This window comes from Frankia torreyi, from assembly GCF_000948395.1.
GTDB classification, from domain to species: Bacteria; Actinomycetota; Actinomycetes; order Frankiales; family Frankiaceae; genus Frankia; species Frankia torreyi.
Map to the genome: position 1 here is coordinate 1 of NZ_JYFN01000019.1, position 11,082 is coordinate 11,082.

7 protein-coding genes and 1 pseudogene are annotated in these 11,082 nt (G+C 72.1%); 4 read left to right on the forward strand and 4 right to left on the reverse strand.

Going from position 1 to position 11,082, the window contains the following annotated elements; all coding sequences use genetic code 11:
• Window positions 1–314: pseudogene (locus FF36_RS13495) on the forward strand (IS1634 family transposase); the annotation flags it as partial.
• Window positions 315–2,028: 1,714 nt separating this feature from the next.
• On the opposite strand, the gene FF36_RS13500 reads toward FF36_RS13495, so the two are convergent.
• Window positions 2,029–3,240, reverse strand: a complete 1,212-nt coding sequence (locus FF36_RS13500; protein WP_242418825.1) for a lipase family protein — start codon at window positions 3,238–3,240, stop codon at window positions 2,029–2,031.
• A gap of 563 nt (window positions 3,241–3,803) precedes the next feature.
• Between FF36_RS13500 and FF36_RS13505 the strand changes: the two genes are divergently transcribed.
• On the forward strand, window positions 3,804–4,673 hold the full coding sequence (locus FF36_RS13505; protein WP_044885408.1) for a DedA family protein: 870 nt from the start codon (window positions 3,804–3,806) through the stop codon (window positions 4,671–4,673).
• A 566-nt stretch (window positions 4,674–5,239) separates the two neighbouring features.
• Here FF36_RS13505 and FF36_RS13510 read toward each other — a convergent pair.
• Window positions 5,240–5,578 (reverse strand): P-II family nitrogen regulator, encoded by a 339-nt coding sequence (locus FF36_RS13510; RefSeq protein ID WP_044885409.1) that lies wholly within the window; start codon window positions 5,576–5,578, stop codon window positions 5,240–5,242.
• 133 nt (window positions 5,579–5,711) lie between these two features.
• Between FF36_RS13510 and FF36_RS13515 the strand changes: the two genes are divergently transcribed.
• Together FF36_RS13515 and FF36_RS13520 are read left to right on the forward strand one after the other, a co-directional pair.
• Entirely contained in the window at window positions 5,712–6,254 is a 543-nt protein-coding gene (locus tag FF36_RS13515; RefSeq protein ID WP_044885410.1) for a YbhB/YbcL family Raf kinase inhibitor-like protein, read from the forward strand.
• Between the two features lie 250 nt (window positions 6,255–6,504).
• A complete protein-coding gene (locus FF36_RS13520; protein ID WP_128423307.1) occupies window positions 6,505–7,485 on the forward strand; it encodes an SCO6745 family protein in 981 nt (326 codons plus the stop codon).
• Here FF36_RS13520 and FF36_RS13525 read toward each other — a convergent pair.
• Together FF36_RS13525 and FF36_RS13530 are read right to left on the reverse strand one after the other, a co-directional pair.
• The gene (locus FF36_RS13525; RefSeq protein ID WP_242422480.1) at window positions 7,452–9,527 is read right to left on the reverse strand and encodes a conjugal transfer protein TraC; all 2,076 of its coding nucleotides are present in this window, start codon (window positions 9,525–9,527) and stop codon (window positions 7,452–7,454) included. The two genes, FF36_RS13520 and FF36_RS13525, sit on opposite strands and share 34 nt — an antisense overlap.
• Window positions 9,527–11,029 (reverse strand): SCO6880 family protein, encoded by a 1,503-nt coding sequence (locus tag FF36_RS13530; protein ID WP_011601304.1) that lies wholly within the window; start codon window positions 11,027–11,029, stop codon window positions 9,527–9,529. Before FF36_RS13530 ends, FF36_RS13525 begins: the two co-directional genes overlap by 1 nt.
• Between the last annotated feature and the right edge of the window lie 53 nt (window positions 11,030–11,082).

Genomic DNA, 11,082 nt, shown 5'->3' on the forward strand with positions numbered 1-11,082 from the left:
ACAAAGGACCACTCGCGGTCGCCCCGCTGTTCCTGCGCACCAACCAGCGCATCGACGGCCTCATCCACGTCATCTGCCTGGCCCTGCTCGTGTTCACCCTGATCGAACGCGCCGTCCGCCAGGCGATCGCCCCCGCCGAGAAGCTGCCCGGCCTCTACGCCGGCCGCCCCGCCCGGCCCACCGGCCGACTCATCCTCGAAGCCCTCGCCCCCCTGCGCCTGGTCCCCACCGCCGCCGGCCAGCCCGCCTACATCCCCAGACCCGGACCACTCCAACAGCACCTGCTCGACCTCCTCGGCATCGACCCCACCTAACCCCCATGACCCGAAAACAAGATCACAGGGGCCGGTCGGCGCAGCAGAATCCGAAGTGCGAAACACGGGGATATCCGCCAGCCGGGAAGTCCACATGTCATCCGTGGGCACCGTGCGCGGATCAGCGCCGTCGCGCGGATCCGACTCCGTCGTCACCGCCGGGCCGGCGACGGTGTCCACGGGTGCGGCCGGGGCGCGGTGACCGCGGATCTCCCGCGGGCACCGTGCGGCGCAATGCCGGGTCAGACCGAGGCCCGCCCATGACCACCCCGGGTGCGCCTGCCGGAAATCCGCGGGCGCGGGCGCGGTGTCCCAACCTCTGGCGAGTGCGCGGGGGCGCGGCTGTCGTCCGGGAACCCGGGGTGGGCCGCGTGGCGGTTGTCCCCAGCTCTCCGGTGGGCATCGTCGTCCCCGGCGCCTGGGGACGACGTCGAGGAGGGCGCGGCCGGACGTACACCATCCACAGCGGGCCCTCGGTGCCTGCCCGCGGACGACCCGCACCGGCGCCAGCACACCGTCCATGGGCATCGCGCCTTCCACAGGCTCCCCCCGCAAGGAGAGCGTTGCTGCCGACCGGCCCCCGTCCGCGGGCATCGTGTTTTCACCGCCGGCAGCGACGGATGATCGCGTGAGCACGCCGAACCGGCGCGGGGGACCGAGCTGTCCACAGGGGTGACGGTGACCGTCGGCGTCGCCTGCCTCCGGGGCCCGCGCTCCACCGGGCGGCCCGGCGCCCGGCGGGAGCCCCGCGCGTTCGGTGCACAAGCGGCGGCGGGTCCGCGGGCGTCCGCATGACCGGCGATGGGCAGCGGCCCGGCTCATCGGTGCGCGGGGAGGGCACCCGTGCGGACCGGCCATGCCCACGGCCGGAACCGCGCATCAAGTCACGCACAGCCCGGCTGACCAGGGGCTATCTCGGTTATGCACAGGGAGGTCGGCGGCCGTCGCCGGTCGCCAGCCGGGGCCCCGGGATCCACCTTCGGCGCCGCACGCCACGCGTCCTGTGGATAACTTCCCGCCCCCTACCGACCAGCCTCGAGGAGGGGCACTGTGCTGGGCACCATGCCCACGGATGAGCAGCGTGGGTAACGGTCGGACGTTATCCACAGGGTCGAGCAAACTCGTGGCGAAGGGCGCGCCACGGTCGCCTTCCCGGGCTCCCGTCCTGCTCCTACGGGGCTCGGCGCCGGGCATCGTGCTGGGGCCGGACGCTGACCCCGACGGGGTCGCGTGCCCGGGCGGACGTCGCGTTCGCGATCCGTCGGGTACCTGTCCACAGCAGTGCGGTCACGGAACCTGCCGTCGCCCCGACCGGTCATGGTTGTTGTGTCGAACGGTTACCCGGGTTGGAGCCCGAAACCCGGCGGCTCGGAAATCCACAGGCCATCCGTGGGCACCGTGGACTGGAACGGTGCGGCGGCGACGGCCGCCTGCCGGGTCGCCGCCGCCTTGCCTGGACGGTGCCCACAGGCGCTGCCGGGCTCGGCACCCCCGAGCCCCCTGCTGGCTTGTCCCCAGCTCCGTGGTGGGCATCGTCTGTCCTGCCCTGCAGCCGGGGTGGTCACCGTGCGGCGGGGCACTCGTCGGGTTCGGCGTGGCCGTGGTCAGCGAGGGTGGGCACCGTGGCCACCGGGCGGACGCCGATCCCGCGTGGGGACCGTGCACCGATTCAACCGTGACCGTCAGTGGGGCACCCCGAGGTTTTCCACAGGGCCTACCTGCGGGCGGCCGCGCCGAGTGGGCAGCTGTCGGCGACCACCGGCGGACGTGCGGCGAAGCGTTGCGCGACCCAGCTCATCAGGTCGTTCATCGACGCGCCGAGGATCGAGCCATGGTCGGCCAGCGGGTAGCGCCGGTAGTCCACCGTCGTGCCCTCGCCGCACAGCCGGCTGACCACGTCGTCGGTGACCGGCTGGCGAATGATCTTGTCGCGGTCACCCTGAAGGATGAGCGTGGGAGCCATTCGTCGCATGATTTCGTCCCGCTGCCGCGCGAATCCGGCGGCGAACGGCGGGTGCGTGAGCGGATCCGCGGTGAAGGCCGTACGGATCGTCGAGCCGACGCTCGCCCTGGTGACCTCGTCGGCGCACCGTGTGCGCGCGACCGCCAGCAGCCGCCGGCCGGTCGGGGTCAGGTAGCGGTCCAGGTCGATCCGCGGATCGTCGACGGACAACCCGATCATCGCCAGCAGCAGGTATCCGACGCCGTCGGCGCCGCGCTGCAGCGTGGCGAGCGAGGCGGGCAGGTCCGCCAGCGGCGCGGTCGCGACCACGCCGCGGATGCGTAGCTCCGGGGCATAGCCGGCGGCCAGCGCGCCGGCGGCCAGGACCGCCTGCCCGCCCTGTGAATAACCCCAGAGGACGACATCGCGGCCGGCCCCCGTCTCGGTGAGAGAGCGGGCGGCGCGGGCGGCATCGAGCACCGCCCGCCCCTCGGGGGCGGCGACGTAGATCGCATGCTCGCCGGGGACACCCAACCCGGCGTAGTCGGTCAACGTGACGACGTATCCGGCCCGGACCAGCGGGAACGTCCAGGCGGCCGCGGCCAGCGGCGGCCGGGCGCGCGAGGGCGCACAGGAATCCTGGATGCCGGTCGTGCCGTGTCCGAACGACACGACCTTGCGGCCGCCGGCGGGCACTGGAACATCTGTGCCCGGAGCAAGAACGATGCCGGAGACCGCGCCTGCGCCCTTGCCGGTCGGCCGGGACGAGTAGATGACCCGCCAGGCGCGGATGCCGGCCGGGGCCGGCGTGACGACCTCCCGGGAGAGCAGCTCCCCGGCGGCACCCTGCGGCCGGGTCGGTTGAGCGGCCGCGGGTGCGTCGTCGCTGCTCGCGATGCCCTGCCCGCCGTCGATGTCGCCCCGCCGGCCGCAGCTGGCCAGCGGGATCAGCCCCAGCACGACAAGCAGCACGAGGAGCGGCACGCGGACCACTCTGGGACCGGGCCGGCGCTCGGACCCCCGCCGTGCGGGCCGGCCGGCGGCGCCGGGTGCGGCCGGGGAACGGCAGCAGTGCTCCCGGACGTCCGATGGGATCGGGCACGGACCGGTGGAAGTCGGTGAATCATCGTCCGGACCGAGCCACGAGAAAAGCACGAATGAAGACTATGGTTCTGTTCCGTCGTACAAGTAACGGTCCGTGTCGTCCTCGGCTTGACGGTCGATGCGGGCTCGTTCCCTGCCCTGCCGGGGCGGAGGAGCCGCGCGGCTGGATCAGCCGCGGACGGTCCGGCCGGCGCCATACGACTCCTTCCGACGGCTCCTTCCGACGGGTTCCCGCGCGAGGCCGATCCGTGCGCCCGATGTGGACCGGAACTGTGGACCTTCTGTGGATCGGGGCAGATACCCGCAGGTGCCGGTCGTGGCTGCCCGGGCGCTCGATACCCTTACGGTGTCCGCAGGCGGGGCCGGTGCGGNGGGGNGGACGTCACCGTCATCTCAACGGACGCGTCCGACCCGTCGCCCGAAGCCGTCGGAGGCCCGCGATTGTGACCACGTTCGCGTCGAGCACGTTCGCGTCGAGCACGCTCGCCCTAGGCCCCAGCGCGATCAGCGCTGACAGCCTCATCAAGGCGGGGCTGGCCGTCGTCCTGCTGATCGTCTTCGCGGAATCGGGGCTGTTGATCGGGTTCTTCCTGCCCGGTGACTCCCTGCTGTTCACCATGGGGATGCTGATCGCCAGGGACGAGGTCTCCACGCCGTTGCCGGTCGCGATGATCCTGATCGGGTTGGCGGCGGTCGCGGGTGACCAGGTGGGGTATCTGATCGGCCGAAAGGCCGGCCCCGCGCTGTTCCGGCGCCCTGATTCCCGGTTGTTCAAACAGGAGTACGTCGAGCAGGCGGAGGCGTTCTTCGCGAAGAACGGTCCGCGCTCCATCGTGCTCGCCCGGTTCGTTCCGATCGTGCGGACCTTCACCCCGGTCATCGCCGGGGCGAGTCGGATGAACTACCGGATGTTCACCATCTACAACATCATCGGCGGGTTGCTCTGGGGCTGTGGAGTGACCCTGCTCGGCTTCTATCTCGGAAAGATAGATTTCATCCGCAACAACATCGAGGCCATGCTCGTCCTGGTCGTCCTGGTCTCGGTGGTACCGATCATGGTCGAATACCTCCGGAACCGGCGGAAGCGTGCGCGGGCGACCGCCGCGGCCGGTCCGACGACCGAGGCTCCGGCGGGGGGTCAGGACCGCTACGACGGTCTGCCGGCCGACGGCGGCGACGAGGACGGCTGGCGCCAGGGCGAGGACCAGGGCGCAGACCCGTCCGTCACCATGCGCCTGCGCCGTGGCGGCGGCGGTGGTGGTGGCGGTGGTCGTCACTCGGCGGCCCATCGCCGCGAGACCGCCCGGGACTGAGCCCGGCAGCGGCCGACGCGGCGCCTTCACCGGAAGATCGCGGTGCTTCTGAGGGATCCGGCGCGGGTCACAGTGCGCCGGACCGGCGCTTCCGGAGTGGCCGGTGTGGCGACTCGGCGTGGGCGGCGATGCCGTCGGCTTGGCGGGAAGGTCGCGCCGGGCGGTTTCTGGCGGCCGGCGCCGCACCCCGCAGAGTGCGACGCCGCGGCGACGCCGGTCCGTCCGCGAGGAAGCCGCCAGGCTGCGAGGAAGCCGCCAGTTCAAGGGGAAACGGCCTGGCCAGATGGGTCCCGACGGGCTCCGCGCCGATACGGGGGGAGTCGACGGGACGCCCGCCGGGACCTCTCAACCGTATCGGGTCAACGGGGCATTGTCGCCCCGCTGATCGCTCGCCGAAGTACGGAAATGCAGGTAGCGTGAGCAATGTCAGAAAAATGTGACGATCATCTCACTCGAAGCGGGTGGCCGATCGGTCTGCGGCGCACGGCACCAGGCCTGTCCCGGTGCGTCCCGTGGCGCCCCGCCGCGCCGTTCAGACCGGGCCCCGAAGCAGGCCGCGGTCCTGATCACAACGCGTCGAGCCCGCGCTCGCCCGTGCGCACCCGCGTCAACGTCTCGACGGGCAGCACCCAGATCTTCCCGGCCCCGCTCGCCGTCGACCCGGCCGAGCGCAGGATCACGCTCACCACGTCCTCGACGTCGGAATCGGCGACGACACACTCGATCCGCGCGGCGCTCACCGACTCGTCATGAAACGTCCGTCCACGGTATGTCTCGGTGCGCCACAGCTCGGTGCCGAATCCGGTCACCTGACTGAGGGTCATACCATGGATGCTGTAGGTGCCGAGGGCGGCCCGGACGTCGTCGACGCGATGGGGGCGCAGGATCGCGGTGACCAGTTTCACGGCGTTTTCTCGTCCTCGCTTCCAGGGTGAGGTTTCATCGCGGGGAAGCGTAGAGCCGACAGGTGACGGTTTCGTCTCGGGAACGTCATCGGATCGGGAACGTCATCGGATGGTGCAACGAAAGGAATAGTAGATGTCCCTGCTCGACCGCGGAACTCCCCCCGACCCGTATGACGTGCTCCCCGTGCGCCCGTCATTCGACGTGACCAGCACGGATCTCGTCGACGGCGGAGTCATGCCGCTTGACCAGGTGTACAAGGACGCCGGCGGCGCGAACCTCTCCCCGCAGTTGTCGTGGTCCGGTCATCCCGCCGGGACGGAGAGCTTCGTCGTCACCGCCTATGACCCGGACGCGCCGACCGGCAGCGGTTTCTGGCACTGGGTGCTGGTCGACCTTCCCGGCTCGGCGACGGAGCTGCCGCGCGGTGCCGGCGGGGGTGCGTCCGCCGGCCTGCCGCCCGGGGCGTATCACGTCCGCAACGACTGGGGTACCAAGGAGTACGGCGGCGCCGCGCCCCCGCAGGGCGACGTGCCGCACCGCTACGTGTTCACCGTGCACGCGGTCGACGTGCCCAAGCTGGAGATCAACGACGAGGTCTCGCCGGCGGTCGTCGGCTTCAACCTCGCCTTCCACACCCTCGCCCGGGCCGTGCTGCGGGTGACCTACCAGCACTGAGTATCAGCCGGCCGGCCGCNCCCCCCGCCGTTGCGGCGGGCGGCGGCAGGCGGNGGCGGGCGACCCCCCCGGCACCACGGTGGGAACCGAAGCACCGTCATTTCCGTCGCGTTTCCACCGCGTTCCCGCTGGAAGCGGACCGTTGGCCGGGGTGTCGGCCCCGGCCGACGGTCGGTCATGACGTCTTTTCCTGGCATACCGCCCCCGCACGGGGGGAGTCTGGAACCGACTCACGCTCGGGAGGAACTGCATGGGCGACGGTAGACAGACGGATGTGAGCGGTGTCGGCGCGGCCGGCGCCTATGACGCCCGCCGGATCTGGGAGGTGGGGGAGCCGATCCACGCGATCATCTACTTCCACCCCGCGGTCCGCCGCTTCGGGGAGGAGGCCGGCTCCCACGGCTTCTGGATGGGGTACATCGGCATGCGGGCCGCCCCGCTCGGGGCCGCGTCCGCGGCGATGATTACTTCGGCCTTCTACAACTTCGCGCCGCGCCGGATCGCGCGCTCGGTGCCCGACGTCTGGGCCTACTCCTCGCCGGCCCGGCTGCTCGACGCCCGCCTCGCGGCGATCGACGCCGTCCTGCGCGAGCTGTGGGGGTTGGACACGACGGGCGTGGCGGTGCGGCGCGCCGCGGCGCTCGCCGCCCGGGCGGCGGCGGCCGCGGTCACCGCGGGGCGGCCGCTCGCCGCCGCCAACGCCGCCCTGCCCCTGCCCGCCGAGCCGCACCTGGCGCTCTGGCAGGCGCTGACGACGCTGCGGGAGCATCGCGGCGACGGGCACATCGCCGCCCTCGTGCACGCCGAGGTCGGCCCCTGCGAGGCGCTGGTCCTCGCCGCGGCCACCGGGCGCAGCCCCGGTGAGCAGCTACGGATCTCGCGCGGCTGGAGCGAGCGGGAGTGGGCGGACGCGGTCCACAACCTTGCCGCGCGGGGCTGGCTCACCGCCGACGGCGCGCTGACCGAGCTCGGCGCCCAGGCCCGGGCCGGGATCGAGGACGCCACCGACCAGTTGGCCTCGACTCCCTACCTGGCCCTGAGCGCGGCGGAGCTCGGTGACCTGTACGCAACGCTGTACGGGCTCGCCGAGCGGGTGGCGCTGGGTGGCGGGTTCACCTGGCCCAACCCCATCGGGTTGGACTGGCCGCCGTCCTCCGAGCGGGCGATGGCGGACCTGCGTCCGCCGGTGGAGCTGCGTCAGCCGGTGGAGCTGGGCTCGACCGAGGGGTAGCCGTAGCCTCCGGTGAACGGCTCCTCGCCGAACGCGTCGCCGTCGAACCCTGCGTCGTCGGCGACGCCTTCGGCGCCGCTGCGGCGCGGCCGAGCCGGACCGAGATCCGGCGGGTCCAGCTCCGCCGGATCGAGGTCGTCCGGGGTCAGGTTGGTGTCGTCGACCTCGCCGTGCATCTTCGACCCGTTCAGGACCACCGGGATCTCCAGGTCGCCGACCACGTGCTCGACGTAGAAGGCGCGGGCGCCGATGAGCCACAGCGCGAAGCCCGGATCGAGCCGCGGCAGCAGGTCGGCGGCGACGTCGGTGAGCCCGAGCGCCTCCTGGGTGTCGGCGATCTGGTCGGACGCCTGCTTGTACAGGATGCGGATCGCCGTCTCCGCGAGCAGCCCCTTGGCGATCTCCACCGAGTCCGGGGAGGCGGACAGCAGGTCGGAGATGCGATGGGCGACGATCGCGTTGGCACAGCCCCACTGGCGGGCGAGCTTCTGCTGCGCCGAGAGCCGGCGGACGAGCCCGGCGAAGCGCATCAGCCGCCAGCACTCGTCGTAGACGACATAGCGCTGGACGCCGTCCTGGCGCATCAGGGCCGCTTCCATCCACGCCTGCGCACAGGTCATGATCAGCGCGATCATCTCGTCGCTGCCCTGGACCCGCTCCAGGTTGAGTACCGCGATCGGCCGGTCGAAGTCCAGCGGGGAGGTCGTCGGCCCGTCGAACAGTCCGCCGAGCGCGCCGTGGGTGAGCCGGCGCAGCGTCAGGGTGGCGTCCCGGGAGGCGTCGCGCAGCTCGGTGGCCGTCATCGGAAGGTTGACGCAGTCCTCCTCGGCGGGATCGGTCATCGCCTCCAGGACGTGCGGGAGCAGCGGGGTCGCCCAGCGTTCCGGCGACGCCCCGCTGATCTGCCGGGTGACGACGTCGAGAGCGAGGTCCACGGCGGTGTGCTCGGCCGGGGTGAGCGGCACGCCCTTCGCCGTCTCGATCAGCGACGACAGCAGCGACGACCTGGCCCGCTTGACCTCCCGGGCCCAGTCCGCGTCGGCGATGCCCATCGGGCGCGGCGGGGCGTCCAGCGGGTTGAGCCGGGTCGCCATGCCCGGACCGATGTAGGTGGGCTCACAGCCGAGCCGGCGAGCCAGCCGGGTGTACTCGCCCTTGGGATCACAGGGCACCGCCGCCTGGTAGCCGAACGCCGCGCCGCGGGAGATCAGCGTCTTGAGCAGCGCCGACTTGCGGGAACCGACCGCGCCGAACACGGCGAAGTTCGGGTTCTCGATGACCTGCTGGCGGTACAGCTCGAAGACGTCGAAGTCGAACGAGTTCCCCGACCAGACGTGCCGGCCGATGTACATCCCGGGTGCGGCCAGCCCGGAGTCGACCACGAACGGGTAGATCCCGGCGATCTGCGCGGTCGTCTCCATATGCGCGGGCAGCCGCATTTTGTGGTACGCACGCCCGGCGAAGGGGCCGAGCAGCTTCGAGGGCTGCGCCCCGCGGCGCAACGCCGCCTGGGCGCGACGCATCGCGGCCTTCTCCGCGGCGGCGGCTGCCCGTTCCGCCCGGCGGCCGCGGCGGGGCGACGGGGCCGCCGGGGGAGTCGACCGGCGCCGGCGGGGACCGCCACCCAGGTCGACGAAACCCTCGGCGTCACGTCCCGGGTCGTGCCCGGCCGCCTCGTAGGCCGCGGCCTGGTAGCCGTCCGGGTCGTAGCCGGCCTCGTCGTAGCTGGGCGGGTCGAGGTCGTCGAAGCCGGCATCCTCGAAGCCCGCCTCGTCCTCGTGCCCGGGCTGGCCGTCGTACCCGGGCCTGTCGTCGTATCCGGGCTGGCCGTCGTATCCGACCTCGTCGCCGGCGCCGCCATACCCGTTCGCCTGGTAGGCGGCCTCGGGGGTGGCCCCGTTGGGGCCGGCCACCGCGGAGGCGAGGTCACCCGTCGGGTACGCGGCCGGGATCGGTATGAAGCCGCCCCGACCGCCGGCCGAACTCGCCGGATCGGGGCTCACTCCGTTGCCGTCGACCGCTCCGTTGCCGTTGCCGTTCATCACGCCACTCCCACCGCCAACGGTAGGGCCCCGACGCTGAAGCCCTGGTCCTGTTCCCCGACGAGGCGCACCATCTCCAGCCGGCTGCGTGACGCCAGCGTTTCGGCCTCGCCGCAGGCGTCGGCGAGGCCATCGAGATCGTCGGCGGAGACGGTGACGAACCCGTGGAAGCGGAACGCCCCGAAACCGGCGATCAGCTCCTGCTCGCGCCGTTCCACCTCGTCGGCCTCGGCCACGTCCCGCTGTGTCGTGACCTTGCCGACCTTGTCCCGCATCTGCTGTTCGCCGAGGTGCGCCATCCGCCGCCGGTTCACCGCCTTCTCCGCCTTCCGGCCGGGCAGCGGCTCGACGACCAGCGACACCGTGCGCCGACAGGTCGTCTCCATCAGCAGCGGGGCGAGGAAGGCGGCGGGCGAGGGCACCCGGGGCCAGCCGTTGATCCAGTAGGTGGTGTGGAAGCCCGAGTCCGTACGGTAGTGATCCCATGCGGTGACGGTCCGTACCGGTCCGGCCACCGCGGGGTCGATTCCGGACGCCAGGCCCTTCAACCCGCCGGCGAGGTCGGTGCTCGCGCCGCCGCGAGCGTCGATCATCTCGATCGAGTACGGATCGTAGGTCGTGCGGATGACCGCAGCCAGCGCCCGCGGGGGCAGCCAGCCGACCGTGTTGATCGACGCCCGGGCGAGCGCCGCCTCCATCGTGCGCAGCTCGCCGAGCAGGACCGCGCAGGCTGCCTGGTCGCCGCCGCCCGCCCGCTGGATCGCCCGACGGGCGTCCTTGGCGCGCAGTTGGAACGACAGGTACGTCTCGTGCCGCTGGGCGACGGGACCGGCGGCGTCGATGACCTGCTGGTAGGCATCCGCGGCCCAGGAGTCGTCATGGTGGCCGCGCACCCGCCAATGGCGCTGGAGCTGGTCCCCGGAATCGGGCAGGGTGCGCTCCAGCCACTGGATGCGGGACAGCTTGCCGCCGCCGGCCGTCAACCCGGCCAGCAGCTCACCCCAGGCGTCGACCCGGGCCTGCTGGTCACCGGACTCCAGCAGAGCGAACTGGCTGCCCTGCACCTGCAGGACGGCGGTGTAGGTCTGCTTCTTGGCGTCCTTGACCACCGCCACGTACCGGCCGCCACCGACCGGGACGGACAACATCACCAGGGAGGACAGCGGCCCGGGAAGGACCGTGCGGCTGAGCTGGTCCTCCCCGGCGCCGAGCCGGAAGAACGCGCCACGGAACACCGTCTCGCCCGTCACCTTCTGCATCGTGAAGCCGAAAAGGATCGGCACCCACTGGTCGAGGTTACGATCCTCCACCCGGACGAAGGCGACGAACAGCAGGGCCACCGCGAGCAGCACCCAGATCGGAATGGTTACCAACGGTGACCGGAGGGCGCCGAGGACGCAGAGCATCACGCCGATCATCAGAGCGAGCTGTGGCCAGCGCATGCCGAGCATGACGCCGCCGCGTTCGAGCGGTCCGAACCGATAGCTGCGTTCCGCGACCATCTACTACCTCACTCGCCGGTTGATCCTCTGCGCGGTGCCGGCCGCCCGCACGC